Origin of the sequence: Streptomyces sp. NPDC059455 (assembly GCF_042750115.1) — a bacterium.
GTDB lineage: Bacteria > Actinomycetota > Actinomycetes > Streptomycetales > Streptomycetaceae > Streptomyces > Streptomyces endocoffeicus.
Genome location: NZ_JBHYVB010000060.1, coordinates 34,247 through 54,262, shown reverse-complemented (window position 1 = coordinate 54,262; position 20,016 = coordinate 34,247). Strand labels below are relative to the sequence as shown.

At 71.1% G+C, this 20,016-nt stretch carries 20 protein-coding genes; 12 read left to right on the top strand and 8 right to left on the bottom strand.

What is annotated here, in order from left to right:
• The first annotated feature begins 176 nt into the window (after positions 1–176).
• Genes ACFXB5_RS22430 through kdpC form a run of 5 tightly spaced genes read left to right on the top strand, consistent with a single transcriptional unit; the run spans position 177 to position 4,817 of the window.
• Entirely contained in the window at positions 177–320 is a 144-nt protein-coding gene (locus tag ACFXB5_RS22430) for a hypothetical protein (RefSeq protein WP_201854400.1), read from the top strand.
• Positions 317–406, top strand: coding sequence for a K(+)-transporting ATPase subunit F (gene kdpF, locus ACFXB5_RS22425; protein ID WP_385210621.1), 90 nt, complete (start codon positions 317–319; stop codon positions 404–406). The genes ACFXB5_RS22430 and kdpF overlap by 4 nt, the downstream gene beginning before the upstream one ends.
• Positions 406–2,070 carry a potassium-transporting ATPase subunit KdpA gene (gene kdpA, locus ACFXB5_RS22420; protein WP_385210618.1) on the top strand — a complete coding sequence of 555 codons (1,665 nt, stop codon included), beginning with the start codon at positions 406–408 and terminating at the stop codon, positions 2,068–2,070. Before kdpF ends, kdpA begins: the two co-directional genes overlap by 1 nt.
• The gene (gene kdpB, locus ACFXB5_RS22415) at positions 2,070–4,148 is read left to right on the top strand and encodes a potassium-transporting ATPase subunit KdpB (protein ID WP_385210616.1); all 2,079 of its coding nucleotides are present in this window, start codon (positions 2,070–2,072) and stop codon (positions 4,146–4,148) included. Before kdpA ends, kdpB begins: the two co-directional genes overlap by 1 nt.
• A gap of 39 nt (positions 4,149–4,187) precedes the next feature.
• The gene (kdpC, locus tag ACFXB5_RS22410; RefSeq protein WP_385210614.1) at positions 4,188–4,817 is read left to right on the top strand and encodes a potassium-transporting ATPase subunit KdpC; all 630 of its coding nucleotides are present in this window, start codon (positions 4,188–4,190) and stop codon (positions 4,815–4,817) included.
• A 29-nt stretch (positions 4,818–4,846) separates the two neighbouring features.
• On the opposite strand, the gene ACFXB5_RS22405 is transcribed toward kdpC, so the two are convergent.
• Positions 4,847–5,254 carry a tautomerase family protein gene (locus tag ACFXB5_RS22405; protein ID WP_385210612.1) on the bottom strand — a complete coding sequence of 136 codons (408 nt, stop codon included), beginning with the start codon at positions 5,252–5,254 and terminating at the stop codon, positions 4,847–4,849.
• A 114-nt stretch (positions 5,255–5,368) separates the two neighbouring features.
• Between ACFXB5_RS22405 and ACFXB5_RS22400 the strand changes: the two genes are divergently transcribed.
• From ACFXB5_RS22400 to ACFXB5_RS22390, 3 genes are all read left to right on the top strand, one after another.
• Complete coding sequence (locus tag ACFXB5_RS22400; protein ID WP_385210609.1) at positions 5,369–6,286, top strand: LysR family transcriptional regulator; 918 nt, start codon at positions 5,369–5,371, stop codon at positions 6,284–6,286.
• A gap of 60 nt (positions 6,287–6,346) precedes the next feature.
• Complete coding sequence (locus ACFXB5_RS22395; protein ID WP_385210607.1) at positions 6,347–6,949, top strand: TetR/AcrR family transcriptional regulator; 603 nt, start codon at positions 6,347–6,349, stop codon at positions 6,947–6,949.
• A gap of 145 nt (positions 6,950–7,094) precedes the next feature.
• Entirely contained in the window at positions 7,095–7,859 is a 765-nt protein-coding gene (locus ACFXB5_RS22390) for an SDR family NAD(P)-dependent oxidoreductase (RefSeq protein WP_385210604.1), read from the top strand.
• A gap of 38 nt (positions 7,860–7,897) precedes the next feature.
• Here ACFXB5_RS22390 and ACFXB5_RS22385 read toward each other — a convergent pair whose 3' ends face one another.
• Positions 7,898–8,509 (bottom strand): TetR/AcrR family transcriptional regulator, encoded by a 612-nt coding sequence (locus tag ACFXB5_RS22385; protein WP_385210631.1) that lies wholly within the window; start codon positions 8,507–8,509, stop codon positions 7,898–7,900.
• A 106-nt stretch (positions 8,510–8,615) separates the two neighbouring features.
• Between ACFXB5_RS22385 and ACFXB5_RS22380 the strand changes: the two genes are divergently transcribed.
• Positions 8,616–9,557: an alpha/beta fold hydrolase gene (locus tag ACFXB5_RS22380; RefSeq protein ID WP_385210601.1), complete on the top strand. Its 942-nt coding sequence runs from the start codon at positions 8,616–8,618 to the stop codon at positions 9,555–9,557.
• Positions 9,558–9,860: 303 nt separating this feature from the next.
• Here the strand turns inward: ACFXB5_RS22380 and ACFXB5_RS22375 are convergent, their stop codons facing one another.
• Complete coding sequence (locus tag ACFXB5_RS22375) at positions 9,861–10,463, bottom strand: TetR/AcrR family transcriptional regulator (RefSeq protein ID WP_385210598.1); 603 nt, start codon at positions 10,461–10,463, stop codon at positions 9,861–9,863.
• A gap of 96 nt (positions 10,464–10,559) precedes the next feature.
• Between ACFXB5_RS22375 and ACFXB5_RS22370 the strand changes: the two genes are divergently transcribed.
• On the top strand, positions 10,560–11,342 hold the full coding sequence (locus tag ACFXB5_RS22370; RefSeq protein WP_385210595.1) for an MBL fold metallo-hydrolase: 783 nt from the start codon (positions 10,560–10,562) through the stop codon (positions 11,340–11,342).
• A gap of 191 nt (positions 11,343–11,533) precedes the next feature.
• Here the strand turns inward: ACFXB5_RS22370 and zwf are convergent, their stop codons facing one another.
• The 4 genes from zwf to ACFXB5_RS22350 are packed head-to-tail and all read right to left on the bottom strand — an operon-like array spanning position 11,534 to position 17,586.
• Positions 11,534–13,027, bottom strand: a complete 1,494-nt coding sequence (zwf, locus tag ACFXB5_RS22365; protein WP_385210594.1) for a glucose-6-phosphate dehydrogenase — start codon at positions 13,025–13,027, stop codon at positions 11,534–11,536.
• Complete coding sequence (gnd, locus tag ACFXB5_RS22360) at positions 13,024–14,058, bottom strand: phosphogluconate dehydrogenase (NAD(+)-dependent, decarboxylating) (RefSeq protein WP_385210592.1); 1,035 nt, start codon at positions 14,056–14,058, stop codon at positions 13,024–13,026. The genes zwf and gnd overlap by 4 nt, the downstream gene beginning before the upstream one ends.
• Before the next feature lie 27 nt (positions 14,059–14,085).
• Entirely contained in the window at positions 14,086–16,134 is a 2,049-nt protein-coding gene (tkt, locus tag ACFXB5_RS22355; RefSeq protein WP_385210590.1) for a transketolase, read from the bottom strand.
• 54 nt (positions 16,135–16,188) lie between these two features.
• On the bottom strand, positions 16,189–17,586 hold the full coding sequence (locus ACFXB5_RS22350) for an FAD-dependent oxidoreductase (RefSeq protein ID WP_385210587.1): 1,398 nt from the start codon (positions 17,584–17,586) through the stop codon (positions 16,189–16,191).
• A gap of 139 nt (positions 17,587–17,725) precedes the next feature.
• Between ACFXB5_RS22350 and ACFXB5_RS22345 the strand changes: the two genes are divergently transcribed.
• Positions 17,726–18,400 carry an HAD family hydrolase gene (locus tag ACFXB5_RS22345; RefSeq protein ID WP_385210585.1) on the top strand — a complete coding sequence of 225 codons (675 nt, stop codon included), beginning with the start codon at positions 17,726–17,728 and terminating at the stop codon, positions 18,398–18,400.
• A 43-nt stretch (positions 18,401–18,443) separates the two neighbouring features.
• Here ACFXB5_RS22345 and ACFXB5_RS22340 read toward each other — a convergent pair whose 3' ends face one another.
• Complete coding sequence (locus tag ACFXB5_RS22340) at positions 18,444–18,878, bottom strand: winged helix-turn-helix transcriptional regulator (RefSeq protein ID WP_385210583.1); 435 nt, start codon at positions 18,876–18,878, stop codon at positions 18,444–18,446.
• A gap of 125 nt (positions 18,879–19,003) precedes the next feature.
• On the opposite strand from ACFXB5_RS22340, the gene ACFXB5_RS22335 reads away from it, so the two are divergent.
• Positions 19,004–19,876: an SDR family oxidoreductase gene (locus tag ACFXB5_RS22335; RefSeq protein WP_385210580.1), complete on the top strand. Its 873-nt coding sequence runs from the start codon at positions 19,004–19,006 to the stop codon at positions 19,874–19,876.
• Positions 19,877–20,016: the final 140 nt, after the last annotated feature.

Below are 20,016 nucleotides of genomic sequence, written 5' to 3'. Positions count from 1 at the left end.
AAAACACAAAAAATATCGTCGCCCGCGACATATGTTTATACCACACACCCCACGCCCCGGGGGTGGGGGGGCGCTACCGCCCCCCCTCCGCCCGTTCACTCCATCGGCCTGATTTGCGCGCGGACACCGCCGACGTCTCGGGCGGGGCGCCGGGGGCGCGCTAACAAGGGTCGTCGGTGGCCGAGGTGGTGAACGGTCACGGCCCTTACGACCCGAGCCGCCGGGGTGGTGTCCGTATGTCAGATGTGGTGTTCATCGTCCTGACCGTCGCCGTGTTCGCCGTCATCGGCGCCGTCGCGAGAGGCGCCGAGCGGCTGTGAGCGCCGACAACCTCGTCGGGCTGATCGTGGCCGCCGTCCTGCTCGGCTATCTGGTGCTGGCCCTGATCTTCCCGGAGAAGTTCTAGTGAGCGGCACCCTCGCGGGCTGGCTCCAGATCGTGGCGCTGGTGGCGGCGCTGGCCCTCACCTACCGGCCGCTGGGCGACGCGATCGCCCACGTCCTCACCACGCCCCGGCATCTGCGCGCCGAGCGGCTGGTCTACCGGCTGGCGGGGGTGGACGGGGACGCCGATCAGCGGTGGAGCGCCTATCTGCGCGGGGTGCTCGCGTTCTCCGCGGTATCGGTGCTCTTCCTGTATGGATTCCTGCGGCTGCAGAGCTGCCTGCCGCTGTCGCTCGGCAGACCGCCGATGCCCGCGGACCAGTCCTTCAACACGGCCGCCTCCTTCGTCACCAACACCAACTGGCAGTCGTACTCCGGCGAGTCGACCCTGGGCCATCTGGTGCAGATGGCCGGGCTCGCGGTGCAGAACTTCGTCTCGGCGGCGGTGGGCATCGCCGTCGTCGCCGCCCTGATCCGCGGCTTCACCCGCACCGGGACCGACCGGGTCGGCAACTTCTGGGTGGATCTGACGCGGATCGTGCTGCGGGTCCTCCTCCCGCTCGCGTTCGTCTTCGCGATCGTGCTGGTGGCGGGCGGTGTGATCCAGAACTTCCACGGGGTGGAGACGGTCCCGACCATCGCCGGGGACCACCAGAGCGTCATCGGAGGCCCGGTGGCCTCCCAGGAGGCCATCAAGGAGCTGGGCACCAACGGCGGCGGCTTCTACAACGCCAACTCCAGCCATCCCTTCGAGAACCCCAACGCCTTCACCAACTGGCTGGAGATCTATCTGCTGCTGGCGATCGCCTTCGCGCTGCCGCGCACCTTCGGCCGGATGGCCGGCGACCACCGGCAGGGGTACGCGATCGTGGCGGTCATGGCGCTGATCTGGGCCGCCTCGGTCGCCATCGTCACCGTCAACGAACTGCACAGCGTCAGCAGCCGGGCGGGCCACGCGGCGGGCGGCATGGCGGAGGGCAAGGAGCAGCGGCTCGGCGTCTGGGCCTCGGCTCTCTTCGCCGCCGCCACCACCCTCACCTCGACCGGCGCGATCGACTCCGCCCATGACTCGTACTCGCCGTTCGGCGGCGGGATGACGATCTTCAACATGATGCTGGGCGAAATCGCGCCCGGCGGCACCGGATCCGGCCTCTACGGCATGCTCGTCCTCGCGGTCATCGCGGTCTTCGTGGCCGGGCTGATGGTCGGGCGCACCCCCGAGTACCTGGGCAAGAAGCTGCGCGGGCGGGAGATGAAGTTCGCCTCCCTGTACATCCTGACCACCCCGGCGGTGGTGCTGGCCGGCGCGGGTCTCGCGATGGCGCGGCCGGGGGAACGCGCCGGGATGCTCAATCCCGGGCCGCACGGCTTCTCCGAGGTGCTGTACGCCTTCACCTCGGCGGGCAACAACAACGGCTCCGCCTTCGCCGGGCTCTCCGTCGACACCGCCTGGTACAACACCGTGCTCGGCCTGGCCATGCTCTTCGGGCGGTTCCTGCCGATGGTGTTCGTCCTGGCGCTGGCCGGGTCGCTCGCCGGGCAGGCCCCGGTGCCGGTCACGGCCGGGACCCTGCCCACCCACCGGCCACAGTTCGTCGGTCTGCTCACCGCCGTGGTCCTCATCGTCGTCGGCCTCACCTACTTCCCCGCTCTCTCGCTGGGACCGCTCGCGGAAGGGCTCCAGTGATGTCCGCACCGTCCCGTCCCGTCTCCGGCGGTCTGCTCGACCCCGGGCAGCTGATCGCCTCCCTCCCCGACGCCGCCAGGAAGCTGGATCCGCGAGGCATGATCAGAAACCCGGTGATGTTCGTGGTGGAGGTCGGCGCGCTCCTCACCACCGCGTTCGCCTGCCGCGGCCCCAGTGTCTTCGCCTGGGTCATCACCGTCTGGCTCTGGCTGACCGTGCTCTTCGCCACCCTCTCGGAGGCCGTCGCCGAGGGGCGGGGCAAGGCCCAGGCGGAGACGCTGCGGCGGACGAAGACGGCCACGGTCGCCCGCCGGCTCGTGGACTGGCGGCCGGGGGCGGCGGAGGTGGCGGAGGAGGAGGTGCCCGCTGCCGAGCTGCGGCTGGGCGACCGGGTGGTGGTCGAGGCGGGGCAGGTCATCCCGGGGGACGGGGATGTGGTCGAGGGCGTGGCCTCGGTCGACGAGTCGGCGATCACCGGCGAGTCGGCGCCGGTCATCCGCGAGTCCGGCGGCGACCGCTCGGCGGTCACGGGCGGTACGAAGGTGCTGTCGGACCGGATCGTCGTGAAGATCACCTCCAGGCCGGGGGAAACGTTCATCGACCGGATGATCGCGCTGGTGGAGGGCGCGGCACGGCAGAAGACGCCGAACGAGATCGCGCTGAACATCCTGCTCGCCTCGCTCACCATCATCTTCCTGCTCGTCGTGGTCACCCTTCAGCCGTTCGCGATCTACGCCCGGGCCGAGCAGTCCATCGTGGTCCTCGTCGCGCTGGTGGTCGCGCTCATCCCCACCACCATCGGCGCGCTGCTGTCCGCGATCGGCATCGCCGGTATGGACCGCCTCGTCCAGCGCAATGTCCTCGCCCTGTCCGGCCGCGCCGTCGAGGCCGCCGGGGACGTCAACACGCTGCTGCTGGACAAGACCGGCACCATCACCTTCGGCAACCGCCAGGCCGCCGAGTTCCTGCCCGTGGGCGGTACGGCGGTCGAAGAGCTCGCGGACGCCGCCCAGTTGTCGTCGCTCGCCGATGAGACGCCGGAGGGCCGTTCGGTGGTGGTCCTGGCGAAGGAGACGTACGGGCTGCGGGCGCGGGACGAGGGCGAGCTGGGCGAGGCCCGGTTCGTGCCCTTCACCGCCCAGACCCGGATGAGCGGGGTGAACATCGGCGGCCGTCAGGTGCGCAAGGGCGCCGCCTCGGCCGTCGCCGAGTGGGTGGCCGGCCACGGGGGGCGGTCCGGTGCCGATGTCCAGGCGGTCGTGGACCGGATCTCCCAGGAGGGCGGCACCCCGCTGGTGGTCGCCGAACACAATGGCGACCAGCAGCGGGGGGTCGCCCGGGTGCTCGGGGTCATCCACCTCAAGGACGTGGTCAAGCACGGCATGCGGGAGCGGTTCGAGGAGCTGCGGCGGATGGGCATCCGCACGATCATGATCACCGGCGACAATCCGCTGACCGCGCGGGCCATCGCGGACGAGGCCGGGGTGGACGACTTCCTGGCGGAGGCCGCGCCCGAGGACAAGATGGCGCTCATCCGGCGCGAGCAGGCGGGCGGCAAGCTGGTGGCGATGACCGGCGACGGCACCAACGACGCCCCCGCGCTGGCCCAGGCGGACGTCGGCGTCGCCATGAACACCGGCACCTCGGCCGCCAAGGAGGCCGGGAACATGGTCGACCTGGACTCCAACCCCACCAAGCTGATCGAGATCGTGGAGATCGGCAAACAGCTGCTCATCACCCGCGGTGCGCTGACCACGTTCTCCATCGCCAACGACGTGGCGAAGTACTTCGCCATCATCCCCGCGATGTTCGCCGTGGTCCATCCGGGCCTGGAGAAGCTCAATGTCATGCGGCTGCACAGCCCGACCTCGGCCATCGCCTCCGCGATCATCTTCAACGCGCTCATCATCGTCGCACTGATCCCGCTCGCCCTGCGCGGTGTCCGCTACCGGCCCTCCTCGGCGGCGGACCTGCTCGGCCGCAATATCCGGGTCTACGGCCTCGGCGGGCTCGTACTGCCCTTCCTCGGCATCAAACTCGTCGATCTGGTCGTCCAGTTCGTCCCCGGACTGCGCTGACCGACGACCCGCCAGGACGGTCTGGCAGAAGGCGCCTCCATGACCAAGTCGCTTCCCCTCGTGGTCCGCAACCACCTGACCGCCCTGCGGATCCTGGTCGTGTTCACGCTCGTCACCGGCGGCCTCTATCCGCTGGCCGTCACCGGCGTGGCCCAGGGCGCCTTCCCGTACCAGGCCAACGGCTCACGGATCACCCGGCACGGTACGGTCATGGGCTCCACCCTCCTCGGCCAGAACTTCGCCCTGCCCGGGGAACGCCCCGGGGGCTCCGGCCGGGCGCCCCGGCCCGATCCCGCGTGGTTCCAGCCCCGCCCGTCCGCCGGCGGATACGACCCGCTGGCCTCCGGCGCCTCCAACCTCGGCCCCAACAACCCGGTCCTGGTGCGGACGGTCGAGGCGCGGCGTGCCGCGGTCGCGCGGTTCGACGGTGTCGCCCCCGGGGACGTCCCCGCGGACGCGGTCACCGCCTCCGGCTCCGGCCTGGATCCGCACATCTCCGCGGCGTACGCCTACGAGCAGGTGAACCGGGTGGCCAAGGCCCGCGGTCTGCGGCCGGCAATCGTGCGCGCGCTGGTCACCGCCCATGTCCAGGACCGTGTCCTCGGCTTCCTGGGCGAGCGGCGGGTGAACGTCGTCCAGCTCAACGCGGCGCTGGCCGACCACGGATGAGGCGCGCCCCGAACGATTTCCATCGATAGTCAATCGATGTCCATGCGCTCGTCGTAGCCCGTCCTGGGGTTGACGGTCCGCCCGGCCGCCCACCAGTTCTCGCTGTTCGTCTCGACCGCGCACAGGAGGATGTCCTCCTCGGGGACGTCCGCGTACAGCCGGAGATTCCCGCGGATGGCCGCGAACAGCTCCGCCTTCTGCTGGGGGTCGCGGTCGTTGAAGAAGAGCTGGATGAACATCGTGCGGTCGCCGCGGCGGATGCCGAAGAACACCGGCTGCGTCTGGACGTTCTCGGGCTTGAGCTCGTGGATGAGGTGGAACTGATCGTCCTGCGGCACCTTCAGGACGTCCACCATGGACCGGTGGATGCCCAGCGAGACATTCCGGCGGTACTCCGGGGTGGTGCCCTCGCGCAGGTAGATGTTGACCAGAGGCATGGTGTGTCGTTTCCGTTCTGCTGTGGTGTGTTCACCACGCTAGGAACGCCCACGACATTCCGCCAACGAATGTCCTGCATGGCCGGTATGCTGTCTGCGCATGGACGTGCGCACATGGACATGACCCTGGCCGGGCTGCGGGTGCTGCGCGAGGTGGCGGAGCGGGGCACGATCACCGCCGCGGCGGAGGCGCTCGGGTACACCCAGTCGGCCGTCTCCCGGCAGGTGGCCGCGCTGGAGCAGGCGGCCGGTGCCCGGCTCTTCGACCGCCACCCCGGCGGTGTGCGGCTGACCACCGAGGGGCGCGCCCTGCTGCGGCACGCCGTGGTCGCGCTGGACGCGCTCGACGCGGCCGACCGGGAGCTGCGCGGGGGCGAGGCGGAGAACGTCCCGGTCCGGCTCGGCTTCTTCCCCACCGCCGGAGCGGTGATCGTGTCCCGCGCGCTGGCCAACCTGCGCCGGGAACACCCCCGGATCCGGGTGAGCACACGGGAGGGCGCCACCCCGTCGCTGGTGCGGGCGTTGCGCACCGGCACCCTCGATATCGCCCTGCTGACCTCCAGGCCACCCCACCGCTCCCCCGACGCCGACGCCCCGCCGCTGCGCGTGGAGCCGCTGTTCGAGACCCGGCTGGCCGTGGCGGTGGCGGCGGGCGGCCGGTTCGCCGGACGCGACAGCGTCACGGCCGAGGAGATCGCGGGCGAGCCGTGGATCGCCAGCCCGGCCGCCGCGGACGAGCCACTGCTCGGCGTCTGGCCGGGGCTGCCGGGACGGCCCCGGGTGCGCCACACCGTCCGCGACTGGCTGACGAAGCTGCACCTGGTGGCGGCCGGGGCGGGTATCACCACGGCCCCGCCGGCGCTGCTTCCCGCCGTCCCGCCCGGTGTGCGTATCGTCGCCGTCGAGGGCGTGGCGGAGGAGTGGCGACGCGTCAGCCTCGTACCCGCGCCGGGCCCCGCCACCGCGTCGGCGAACGCGGTGGTGCACGCCCTGCGGCAGGAAGCGGCCGAGCTGGCCGACGACCCCGGCTGACGGCCTCGGCCGATGCCCCCGGGCTAGACTGGACCAGCCAGTCCAGTCCAGAGGGGTGCCATGCACAAGGAGCTGACGGCGAAGGGGAAGGCCACCCGGAACCGGATCATCGAGGGCGCGGCCGCGGTGCTGCGCGAGAAGGACGTGTCGGTGGCCACGCTCGACGACGTCATGGCGCGCACCCGCACCAGCAAGAGCCAGTTGTTCCACTACTTCCCCGAAGGGAAGGACGAGTTGCTGCTGGCGGTCGCGCACCACGAGGCCGACCAGGTCATCGAGGACCAGCAGCCGTATCTGGGCTGCCTGGACTCCTGGGAGGCATGGCAGCGGTGGCGCGATCAGGTGGTCAAGCGCTACGCGGAGCAGGGCGAGGAGTGCCCGCTGGGCTCGCTGGTCCTCCATCTGGGCCGCTCCACCCCGGGCGCCCGGGATGTCGTGGTGACGTTGATGCGGCAGTGGCAGGAGAGCCTGGCCACCGGCATCCGGGCCCTGCAGACGAGCGGGCAGCTGCCCGCCGAGCTGGATGTCGAGCACCGCGCGGCCGCCCTGCTGGCGGGCATCCAGGGCGGTGTGCTGATTCTCCAGTCGACCGGCCGAGCCGACCACCTGCGGGCCGCGCTCGATCAGGGAATCGGGGATCTGCGGCGCGCCGCGGCGGCCTGAGCGGCCACGGATGAGCGCACCGCGGCGGCCCGAGCGACCCCGGATACTGGACTTGCAAGTCCATTTTTTTCTTCGCACAGTGGCATGGCCCCGGCGGAATCGCGGGGCATCCATGGTGCGGTGAACGAGCGTGCGGGAGTGCGTGATGAGTGGACGGCTGCAGGACAAGAGGGCGCTGGTGACCGGTGCCACCAGCAACATCGGGCGGGCGATCGCCGAGCGGTTCGCCGCCGAGGGCGCGCATGTGGTGGTGTCCGGCCGCAGCGCCGAGCGGGGTACGGAGGTGGTCGACGCCATCCGCGCGAGGGGCGGCCGGGCCGACTTCGTACAGGCGGATCTGGACGGAACCGCGGAGGCCTCCCGCGCCCTGGCCGAGGAGGCGGGGTCCGTTCTGGGTGGAGGCATCGACGTCCTGGTCAACAACGCCGGGATCTACCCCGGCGACAGCACCGCGGACACCGACGAGAAGTCCTTCGACCAGGTCTACGCGGTGAATGTGAAGGCGCCGTTCTTCCTGACCGCCGCGGTCGCTCCGGCGATGGCCGAGGCCGGTGGCGGGGCGATCATCAACCTGGGGTCGTGGATCGCCCGGCTGGGCATTCCGATGGGCGCGCTCTACAGCTCCAGCAAGGGCGCGATGGAGACCCTGACGCGGGCCTGGGCCGCCGAGTTCGGCCCGCGCGGTGTGCGGGTGAACGCGATCTCTCCGGGAGTGGTCCACACGCCCGTACCCGGCGAGGCGCACCCGGGCGAGGCCATGATGAACGGCACCCCGGCCGGGGGCGTCGGCAGTCCGGAGGCCATCGCGCACGCGGCGGTCTATCTCGCGGGCGACGAGGCCGCGTTCGTCCACGGCATCGTGCTGGACGTCGACGGCGGTCGCACCACGGCGGCCGTCATCGCGGCGTAGCGGACCGCGTGTTCCGGCCAGTGGGCACGGGGGCCGCGCTAGCGGTGTGCGGCACCCTCGGAGGCCGGCCGGGCGAGGGTGTCCGCCACCGTGGCGCACGCGAGCCGGACCACGGAGCGCAGCTCAGCGTCCGGCGCACCGGCCCGGCTCAGTACGGCCAGCGACTGGTTGACGGCGACGACGTACGTGGCGAGCTCGTCGAGCGCCCGGGGCTCGGCCGAGGCGCCCGCCAGCGCCTCACGCACCCGTCGGCGCTGGAGGTCGAGCAGATCGCGCACCTTGGCGGCGTTCTCCTCCTGGAGCGTCGGTGACTGCGTGGCGGACTGCGCGATGAGGCACCCGGTCGGGGTCTCCGGGTCGGCGATGCGGGCGAGGATGACGTCGAAGAACGCCTCCACCGCACGCACCGGATCACCGGGGTGCGCGGCGAGCGCCTGCTCGTACCGGGCGCCGTAGACCGCCGCATAGCGGTCGAGGCACTGGCGGAACAGCCGGTCCTTGCTGCCGAAGGCGCCGTAGAGGGAGCCGCGTCCGAGGCCGGTGGCGGAGCCGAGCGCATCGAGCGAGGCGTCCGCGTATCCGCGCTGCCAGAACACGTGCATGGCCTGATCGAGGGCCGTCCCGACATCGAACTGCTTCCGGCCCGCCACGCGGCCCACCTCCTGTTTCACGACTCCGGTGTGATGCTACCTACATCTTGGACCGATCGGTCACATCATGTTTGAACGATTGGTCCAAGATGGCTAGCGTGACGGTATGACTTCCTCCTCAGCGTCCCCGCCCGCGCCCCGAGGCCCCGGTTCCGCCGCCCATGTGCCGGGCCTCCCGGACGGCTTCACCGACACCTTCACCAGCCACTACGTGGACACCGGAGAGCTGCGGCTGCACGCCGTCACCGGCGGTGAGGGGCCCGCGCTGCTGCTCCTGTGCGGCTGGCCGCAGACGTGGTACGCCTGGCGCCTGCTGATGCCGGCGCTGGCCCGGGACTTCCATGTCGTGGCGGCCGATCCGCGCGGGGTCGGGCTGTCCGGCAAACCCCTGGACGGGTACGACACCGGCACACTCGCCACCGACATGGTGACGCTGATGGAGGCGCTCGGGCATCGGCGGTTCGCCATGGTCGGCCATGACATCGGGATGTGGACCGGCTACGCCCTGGCCGCCGATCACCCGGACCGGCTCGACCGGCTGGCCGTCGCCGAGGCCGCCATCCCGGGCCTGTCCCCCGCACCACCGCTCTTCGGCAGCGGCGAGGCCAACGACCGCCTCTGGCACTTCGCCTTCAACCGCCTCACCGACCTCAACGAGCGGTTGGTCAGCGGACGGGAACACCTCTACTTCGGCCATCAATTCGCCACCAAGGCCGCGAGGCCACTGCCCGACCACGCCGTCCGGCACTACGTCGACACCCTCGCCACCGACCCGGACGCCCTGCGCGCCAGCTTCGCCTTCTACCGCGCCCTCGACACCACCATCGCGCAGAACCAGCGGCGCACGACCCGGCGACTGACCCTCCCCGTCCTGACGATCGCGGGAGCGGAGAACCTGGGCGAGGCGGTCGGCGCCACGATGAGGCTCGCCGCGGACGATGTGGAAAGCGTGGTCCTTCCCGACTGCGGCCACTACCCCGCCGAGGAGGCCCCGGACGCGACGCTGTCCGCGCTGACCCCATTCCTGGCCCCGTACCGGGACAGCTGACGACAGGCTCCGATCGTCTGGAGAGGCACATCGGACAGCGGGAAGCCCGGCGCCCCGAAGACGAAGCCGCCGAAGAAGGTGCTGCCGTTGATGGTGCGTCCGAGGCCGCCCATCAGCGCGGCGACCTTCGTACCGACGGGGACTCACCGCCGGGGCACGCCTCCGGATGTCGGCGAGCCCCCACCGGGCGTTCGGCGAGCCCCTCCGGATGTCAGCGAAACCCCTTCTCACCGTAGGCCCCGCGGTCGGCCGCTCGCGATCGGACGGGCCCCTCTCGCTTGGCGCGCCCGGTCCGGCGTGCGGTCAGGACTGGTCCAAGGCCCGTTCGATCGCGCGGCGGGCCCGGCCCGCGGCCGCCCGGTCGTGCTGGAGCTGCATGGCCGCGTTCAGCGCCAGTCCGGCGGCGAGGATCTCGAACAGCGCCTGGTCGATGTCGAACCCGGCGGGCAGCTCGCCGCCCTCCACCGCCGCGGTCAGGTCCGCCCGCAGCTGTTCCCGCCAGCGCGACCACACCTCGGCCACCGCGTCGCGGACCCGGCCGGGGCGGCCGTCGTACTCGGTGAGCGCCGCGGTCATCAGGCAGCCACCGGGCAGCAGTGGCGCCTCCAGGTAGCCCACGGAGTTGGCGCACACCGCGCGCAGCCGCCGCAGGCCCGGCGGCTCGGCCAGTGCGGGCTCGACCACCCGGTGCCAGAAGTCCACGAACGCCTTGTCCAGCGTGGAGATCTGCAGCGTCTCCTTGGTGCCGAAGTGCTTGTGCACCCCGGACTTGCTCATCTCCAGCTCCTCGGCGAGCCGGCCGATGGTGATGCCGTCCAGCCCTTCCTCGGAGGCGATCTCGGCGGCACGGCCGAGGATCCGGCCCCTGGTGGCCCACGCTTCGGCCGCTGAGCGTCGTGGTGACATGCGAGAAGGATAGCGTACGCACGTTCGCTATTGATTTAACGAACGACCGTACGCTAAATTCCGTGGCGACCAACCACCGGAACGAAGGAGTGCGAGATGCGGGTGCGACGACTGGGCTGGGCCGGACTGGAGATCGAGGCGGACGGCCAGCGTCTGGTGATCGACTACGTGCGGGACCTCTCACCGCTGTTCACGGGGTGGAAGCCCGGCGTGGGGCTGGCGGCGCCGAGCGGGAAGGCCACCGCCGCGCTGGTCACCCACCTGCACCGGGACCACACCGACGCGTCCGCGCTCGCGGACACACTGACGCCGGGGGCGCCGGTGCTGCGGCCGGCGCCCGGTCACGGCGACGACGTGGACAACGTGACGACGCTGCCGGCCGAACGCGAGCTGACCCTGCACCGGCTGGCCGCCGAGGTCGTGGATACCTGGTCCAGCCACGACATCGGGCCGTTCCGCGTCACCGCGGTCCCCTCGGTCGACGGGCTGGGCGACCCACAGCTGAACTGGGTGGTGCAGGCCGACGGGCAGCGGGTCTTCCACGGCGGCGACACGATGTTCCACGGCTACTGGTGGCTCATCGCACGCCGGTTCAGCCCGTTCGACGCGGCGTTCCTGCCCGCCAACGGCGCGGTGGTCGACGCACCGCACCTGCAGCCGCCCAGCCCACTGCCCGCCGCGATGGACCCCAGGCAGGCCGCCGCGGCCGCGGAGATCCTCGACGCCCGGTACGCGGTACCGGTGCACTACGAGACGGAGCAGCCCGACAAGATCGCGGGCTACGTCGAGGTCTCCGACCCGGAGCACGAGCTCCGCACGCACGCCGGACGGCGCGCACGCATACTGGCCGTCGGGGAATGGCTGGACCTGGCCACATGACCGGAAACCCCGCCGTGCCAACGGGCTCTTCGGCACCCGGCTGACCCGCCCGGAACAGTGGCTGCTCGCAGTTCCGTACCGCTGTCAGGCCCGGCCTGGCGTGGGAGGCGTACTACGGGCGGCCCTTCCCGTGCACACGGCCCTCACCGAGCGAGGGGTGACCGTCTCCGGCATCTGACCGCGAGACTCGGTCATGTGCCGGCCCCGGGTCTCCCGGGCGTCCCGAACGTCCCGGGCAGGATCTCGGCGGCATCCGGCAGATGCCACGGGTAGGGCGCGATCAGTTCGCTGACGGCTGGTTCGGGGCCCCAGGAGCCGGGGGCGTAGGGCTGGACCGGCGGGGGGTTTTCGAGGAGGGGGGTCGACGCGGCCCAGATGTGTTCGATGCCGCCTGCCCGGGTGAACAGCGACTGGTCGCCCAGCATGGCGTCCAGGATGAGGCGTTCGTACCCCTCGAGCCCGTTCTCCTCGCAGAACGACCCGGCGTAGCCGAAGGCCATCGTGGCCGGTTCGAGCCGCATGGCGGGGCCGGGCTCCTTGACGAGGAAGCGGGCGGCGAACCACCCGGGGTCCCCGAAGTCGATCACGATCTTGTTACCTCGGTCCCGCTCCTGGTCGGCGAGGTCGGTGGGGTCGGTGGGGAACATCCGCAGGGGCGGCTCGCGCAGTCCGAGGGTGATCACCTGGCGGCGCTGTGCGAGGTTCTTGCCGGAGCGCAGATGGAACGGGACCCCGGCCCACCGCCAGTTGTCCACCTCCACCCGCAGCGCGGCGAACGTCTCGGTCGTCGAATCGGGGGCCACACCCGGTTCGTCGCGGTAGCCCTCGTACTGGCCGCGCACGACATCCCCGGGCTGAATGGGGCGCAGCGCCTCGAAGACCTTGTCCTTCTCGTCGCGCAACTGCTCGGCGGCGAGCGAGACCGGTGGTTCCATCGCCACGATGCCGAGCACCTGGATCAGATGGGTGACGATCATGTCCCGGAAGGCCCCGGTGCCCTCGTAGAAGTGGGCACGGCCCTCGAGGCCGAGCGTCTCGGGTACATCGATCTGCACATATCTGATGTGGTCCCGGTTCCAGTTGGGCTCGAACATGCCGTTGGCGAACCGGAGGGCGAGGATGTTGTCCACCGACTCCTTGCCGAGGAAGTGATCGATGCGGAAGACCCGGGATTCGTCGAAGACGGTGTTGATCGTCTCATTGAGCGCCCGCGCCGACGCCAGATCGGTGCCGAAGGGCTTCTCCACGATCACCTTCGCGTTCTCCGCCGCCAGGCCCGTGTCGCCGAGCATGCCGATGGTGGACGCGAACGCCGAGGGCGGAATGGCCAGGTGGAACAGTCTGCGGGACGGCCCGCCGAGGGAGTCCTCCGCCGCCCGTACGGCCGCGAGCAGCGCCCCGGGGTCCTGGGGGTCGGCCGCGCCGAAGGACAGCGACTCCTCGAAGGACTTCCACCCCGGCCCGGTCGGCTTGGACCGTCCGAAGGTGGCGACCGCGTCATGGGCGAGGGTGCGGAACGCGTCGTCGCTCATCGCGGAGCGGGTCGGGGCCGAGCCCACGATGCGGTAGCCGTCGGGGAGGAGTCCCGCGGCGGCGAGGTGGAACAGCCCGGGGAGCAGCTTGCGCTTGGCGAGGTCGCCGGTGGCGCCGAAGAGCACGATCACATGGTCGTCCGGTGCCGTCATCGCCCGCTCCTCTTCTCGGCGTGTCCGCCGAACTCGCTGCGCATGGCGGACAGCACCCGGTCGGCGAACTCGCCGAGGCCCCGGGACTGGAAGCGGTCGGTGAGCGCCGTGCTGATCACGGCGGCGGGTACGCCTTCGTCGATCGCGGCTCGTACCGTCCAGCGCCCTTCGCCGGAGTCCGAGACGCGCCCGGTGAACTCGTCCAGCTGCGGTGACCGGGCCAGCGCGTCGGCGGTGAGGTCGACGAGCCAGGAGCCCACGACCGAGCCGCGGCGCCACACCTCGGCCACCTCGCCGACGTCTATCTCGTACTGGTACGCCTCCGGCTCGCGCAGCGGGGTGGTCTCCGCGTCCGCGGCGCGCTTGCGCAGTCCGGCGTCCGCGTGGTCGATGATGCTGAGCCCCTCGGCGATCGCGGCCATCATGCCGTACTCGACCCCGTTGTGGACCATCTTCACGAAGTGGCCGGCTCCGCTCGGACCGCAGTGGAGATAGCCCTCGGGCGCGGTCCCGTCGCCGTGTCTGCTCGGTGTCGGCTCGGCGGAGCCGGTGCCGGGCGCGATGGTGCGGAAGATGGGGTCGAGCCGGGCGACGGGCCCGTCCTCACCGCCGATCATCAGGCAGTAGCCGCGCTCAAGTCCCCAGACGCCGCCGGAGGTTCCGCAGTCCAGGTAGTGGATGCGGTGCGGGGCGAGCTGTGCCGCGCGGGTGATGTCGTCGCGGTAGTAGGAGTTGCCACCGTCGATGACGGCGTCGTCCGGGTCGAGGAGCTCGGTGAGCTGGTCGAGGGTGGGCTGTACGACGGCGGCGGGCAGCATGAGCCACGCGGCCCGTGGCCGCTCCAGCTTCGCCACCAGGTCGCCGAGCGAGCGGGCGGCGACCGCGCCCTCGCCCGCCATTTCCTGTACGGCGCTTTCGTTGACGTCGTAGACCACACAGCGGTGGCCGTCGCGCATCAGCCGGCGCACGAGGTTCGCGCCCATCCGGCCGAGCCCGATCATGCCGAGTTGCATGGGGGTGTCGGTAGCCATGTGCTCTCCTGTCGCGTCATCGCCCGCTCAGCCCGGGGCCACCAGCTCACGCGCCACCTGCGCGACGCGCTCGGGGGTGAATCCGAACTTCGTGAGCAGCTGTTTGAGGGGTGCGGAGGCGCCGAAGGTGTGCATTCCGACGACGGCCCCGTCCGCGCCGACGTACCGGTCCCAGCCGAACGTGGAGGCCTCCTCCACCGCGACCCTGCGCGTGACCGCGGGCGGCAGCACCTGGTCGCGGTACTCGCGCGGCTGCCGGTCGAACAGCTCCCAGCAGGGCATGCTCACCACCCGGGACGCGATGCCCTCGGCGGTGAGCTCCTCGTGTGCGGCCAGGGCCAGTGCCACCTCGGAGCCGGTGGCGAGCAGGATCACCTCGGGCTCGCCCCGGTCCGCGTCCGCCAGGACGTAGGCACCCCACGCGACACCGGTGGCCGCCCCGAGCCGGGCGCGGTCGAGGGTGGGCAGGGGCTGGCGGGAGAGGACCAGCGCGGCCGGCGCCCGGCGGAGACCGGCGACCACCCGCCACGTTTCGGCGACCTCGTTCGCGTCGGCGGGGCGGAACACCAGCAGGCCGGGCGTGGCACGCAGCCCCGCGAGCTGCTCGACGGGCTGGTGGGTGGGGCCGTCCTCGCCGACCCCGATGGAGTCGTGGGTGAAGATGTGCACGGTGGGGATCTCCATCAGCGCGGAGAGGCGAATGGCCGCCTTGGCGTAGTCGGAGAAGATCAGGAACCCGGACCAGTACGGACGGAGCTTCGTCAGCGCCATTCCATTGGCGACGGCCGCGGCCGCGTGTTCCCGGACGCCGAAGTGCAGATTGCGCCCGGCGTGGTCATACGGCTGGAAGTCGCCCGCACCGCCGAAGGTGAGGCGGGTCTTGGTCGACGGCGCCAGGTCGGCGGATCCGCCGAGCACCCAGGGCACCGCCTTGGCCACCGCGTTCAGCACCTGCCCCGAGGAGTCGCGGCCGGCCAGGCCCTTCGGGTCGGCGGGGAAGGTGGGCAGCGCGGTCTCCCAGCCGTCCGGCAGCTCACGGCGCTGGATCCGCTCCAACTCGTCGGCGAGCTCGGGGTACGCGCCGCGGTAGGCGTCGAACGTCTTCTCCCAGTGGCTGCGCAACTGGCCACCGCGCGCGCCGATCCCCCGGGCGAACCAGTCGGGCACACCGTCGGGGATGTGGAAGTCGGCGTCGGGTGGCAGGCCGAGGGCGCGCTTGGTGGCTTTGACCCCCTCCGGCCCGAACGGCGCCCCGTGTGCTTTCGGTGAGTCCTCGACCGGCGAGCCGTAACCGATGTGGCTGTGGACGAGGATCAGGGTCGGGCGCGCGGCCTCGGCGCGGAAGGAGTGGAAGGCGCGGCCGATCCGGCTCAGGTCGCCTGCGTCGGCCACGGTGGTCACGTTCCAGCCGTAGGCCAGGAAGCGCGCGGCGAGGTCCTCGGTGAAGGTGATGTCGGTGTGGCCCTCGATGGTGACCCGGTTGGAGTCGTAGATCCAGCACAGATTGGACAGCCGCAGATGTCCGGCGAGCGAGGCCGCCTCGGAGGAGACGCCCTCCATCATGCAGCCGTCCCCGGCGAGCGCGTACACATCGAAGTCGAAGAGCGTGAAGTCGTCGCGGTTGTACCTCGCCGCCAGCCACTGACCGGCGATCGCCATGCCGACGGAGGTGGCGACGCCCTGGCCGAGCGGGCCGGTGGTCGTCTCGACGCCGCTCGTCCACCGGTACTCGGGGTGGCCGGGGCAGCGCGAGTCGAGCTGCCGGAAGGACTTCAGATCGTCGAGGGTCACCGCGGGACGGCCCAGCACCTCGTACTCGGGGTCGACCGTGCGCACGCCGGTCAGGTGCAGCAGCGTCCAGAGCAGGGCGGAGGCATGGCCCTCGGAGAGCACGAAGCGGTCGCGGTTCGGCCAGATGGGATCGGCGGGATCGAAGCGCAGAAACCGCTGCCACAGTGTGTACGCGACGGGCGCCATCCCCATGGGCGTTCCGGGGTGCCCCGAATTCGCCTTCTGGATCGCGTCCATGCACAGTCCGCGGATCGTGTTCACCGACAGCGTGTCCAGGTCGGTCATGGCGACGCCGCCCTCCGTGCGCTCGATGGATGTCTGTTGAGCCTCGCCAGGTCGCTAGGTGTCGGATCGGACGATCGTCGCGAGGACGTCGTTGAAGGCCTCGGTGGAGGTGGGGTGGGTGTAGACGGCGTTGCGGAGCTCGGCCGCCCGGATGCCGTGGCGCATGGCGAGCGCGACGGTGTTGATGAGTTCCTGCGCGTCCACGCTGAGCAGGGCGGCGCCCAGGATCTCGTCGGTCTCGGCGTCGAGCACGAACTTCATCACCCCACGGGTGTCCTCGACGATGTACGCACGCGGCATGGCGACGATCTCGGCGACCGGCTGGCTCGCGACCTTCACCCGGTGCCCGGCCGCGCGGGCCTGTTTCTCGGTGAGCCCGACGGTGGCCAGCGGCGGGGTGATGAAGACGGTGTGCGGGATGGCGACCCGGTCGTCGGTGGACCGCTTGCCCTCGCCGAGGAGCTGGTCGAGGACGATACGGCTGTCGTCGAGGGAGACATAGGTGAACTGCGGCCCGCCGTTGACATCTCCGAGGGCGAAGATGTGCGGCCGGCTGGTGCGCAGATGCTCGTCGACCTCGACCGCGCCGCGCTCGGTGGTACGCACACCGGCGGCGTCCAGCGCCAGATCGCGGGTGGCCGGTGCGCGGCCGGTGGCGGCGAGGACGGCGTCGGCCTCCAGCGTGTGCTGTTGGCCGTCCGTCTCGTAGACGACGGTCACGTGGGTTTCGCCGTCGCGGACCTCCGTGACGTCGGCCCCCGTGACGATCTCGATGCGCTCCTCCACCAGGATGTTCTCGGCGACGGCGGCAACGTCGTCGTCCACCAGGCCGAACACCTTCGGGGCCGCCTCGAGCACGGTGACCTCGGAGCCGAACTGCCCGTAGATGGAGGCGAATTCGAGGCCGAGGTAGCCGCCGCCGATGATCGCCAGCCGTTCCGGGAGGATGGTGGTGTCGATCAGTTCGGTGCTGGTGACGGTGTACTGGCTGGTCCGCAGGCCGGGGATGTCGAGGACGATCGGCTCCGATCCGGTGTTGATGAGGATCGTCTCCGCGGTGATCGTCAGGGGGCCGTCGGCGGTCTCGACGCGCACGGTGTGCGGATCGGTGAACGCGGCGGTCCCGGTGATCACCGAGACGGTGTCCATGTCGTTCAGCCCGTCGTAGTTGTCACCGCGGAACAGCTTCGTCAGCGCCTGCACCTCGCCGACGGAGCGCTCGTACCACTCCTGGGGCACATCCTCCGGCCGGCGCTTGCGGGAGTGGTGGACCAGTGCCTTGGTCGGCACACAGCCGACGTTCGGGCAGGTGCCGCCGTACATCCGTGCCGACCGCTCGACCAGCACCACGCGCTTGCCGAGCCCACCCATCGTGGCGGCCACCGTCTTGCCGCCCTTGCCGAAACCGATCACGAGCACATCGGCTCGCAGGCTGCGGTCGGTGGTGTCCATGGTCGCTCCCCTTCTCGGCCCTCCAGGGGGTGCTGCCTCCGTCATTTCAACGGCACCACCAACGCCGCGGCCCCGCAACTGGCCGCCCCCGGCACCACCGCGCACCCTGGAAGCAGGCGGAACCGGAGGAGAACGTGTGATGGCCGGACCGATAGCGGTGCTCTTCGACATCGACGAAACCCTGGTCCACACCGGAGGCTCGGGAGCCCGGAGTTGGGCCTGGGCCTTCGACCGGTTGCACGGCGTGGCCGCCGATATCGGAAAACACACCTCGGCCGGGGAGACGGATCCGCAGGTCGGCCGGGAGACGTTCCGGGCCGTGCTCGGCCGCGAGCCCAGTCACGATGAGATGGCCCGTCTGTACGCGGCGTATCTGTGGCATCTCGCGGAGGACATCCGGGCCTCGGAGGGGTATCGCGTCATGGACGGCGTCGAGGACACCCTGCGGCGGATCACGGACGCGGGGATCATTCTCGGGCTCATCTCCGGCGCGATGGAGGGCGCGGCCCGGATCAAGATGGAACCGGGCGGGCTGGGCCGCTATTTCGTGTTCGGCGCCTACGGCTCGGACTCCCCGGACCGGGCGGAGATCACCCGCCTGGCGATGGCGAAGGCCGCCCGGCTGCACGGGCACGATCTGGGCCGCTCCGATGTCTACGTGGTCGGGGACACCCCCCGTGACATCGAGGCCGCGCACGCGGCGAACGCGACGGCGGTGGGGGTCGCGAGCGGCCACTACTCCGCGGAGGAGCTGCGTGCCGCCGAGGCCGACCATGTGCTCACGTCGCTGACCGAGCCGTTCCCGCACACGTGAGCGCGGCGTGAGCACGCGCGGGGCCGACGGGGGCCGCCCCCGGTCAGCCCTCCGCGGCGGCGTCCTTCTCCCGGTCGTAGGCGGCCCGCGCCTCCAGCACCTCGTCCATGTGACGCGTCGACCAGTTCGTCAACGCCACCAACGGCTCGCGCAGCGTGGTGCCCAGTGCGGTGAGCTCGTACTCGACCCGGGGCGGAATCTCCGGATGGACGGTCCGCCGGATCAGCCCGTCCCGCTCCAGCGCGCGCAGCGTCTGCGTGAGCATCTTCTCGCTCACCCCGTCCAGCTTCCGGCGCAGCGCGGTGTACCGCTTGGTGCCGGATTCCGCGAGTTCACCGAGGACGAGGACGGTCCACTTGTCGCCGATGCGGTCCAGGACCTCACGGGACGGACAGCCGCCGGCGTACGGGTCCCAGTCGGTGCGCGGTGCTTTCGCCATGCCCGTGTTCTCCTCCGCCGCCTCGGCCATACTCTCCATCAGAGAGTAACCATACCAAAAAGTGGTCACTTCCCAACGGGGAGCCACTCCGGTGTACTTCTGACGGGGCGCTCGAGCCCCCTTTCGAACCATGTGAACCACGTACCGGAAGCAGGAGTACAGACATGTCCATCGCCATTACCGGAGCCACCGGCCAGCTCGGCCGTCTCGTCGTGGAGGACCTGCTGCGCCGCGGAGTGGCGGCACACGGCATCATCGCCACCGGGCGGAGCACCGACCGGCTGGCCGATCTGGCCGAGCGCGGCGTCCAGGTGCGGCAGGCCGACTTCACCGACCCCGCCGGCCTCACCGAGGCGTTCAAGGGGGCGCGGAAGGTCCTGCTCGTGTCGACGACCACCGTCAGCGAGCGGTTCGACAACCACACCCGCGCCATCGACGCGGCCGCGCGGGCCGGTGCCGAGCTGATCGCCTACACCAGCACGCTCAACGCGCACACCGCGAGCATGATCCTCGCCGACGCCCATGCGAAGACCGAGCGGTATCTGCGCGACAGCGGCGTGCCCGGGGTCGTCCTGCGCAACGGCTGGTACCTGGAGAACTACACCTCCCAGATCCCGCTCTATCTGCGGTCCGGAGTCGTGCCCGGCAGTGCCGGTGCCGGGCGGGTCAGCGCCGCGTCGCGACGCGACTACGCGGCGGCCGCGGCCACCGTCCTGACCGCCGAAGGGCATGCGGGCTCCGTGTACGAACTGGGCGGGGACACCGCCTTCTCCCTCACGGAGCTGGCCACCGCGCTGTCCGCCGCCACCGGCCAGGAGGTGGTCTACAGCGACCTCCCCGCCGAGCGGTTCCGCGGCGCGCTGCTCGACGCCGGGCTGCCCGCCGAACTGGCCGGGGTGCTCGCCGATTCGGACCTCGGGCTCAAGCGCGGTGAGCTCTTCACCGACTCCTCGGATCTGAGCCGTCTGATCGGCCGACCCACGACCACCCTCACCGACGCGCTCACCGACGCGCTCACCGGGGCTCTCGGCTCCTGACGGCGGGGCCACCGCGGCGGCGGTCGCCGGTGCCGCGCCGGTTCGGTGTGGAGACACGGGCCATGTCGATGCTTTGATCTGTTCGTCGGACGGACGCGTTCGACCGCCGCGGAACAGAGGGTGCGCATGGCAGGCAACGA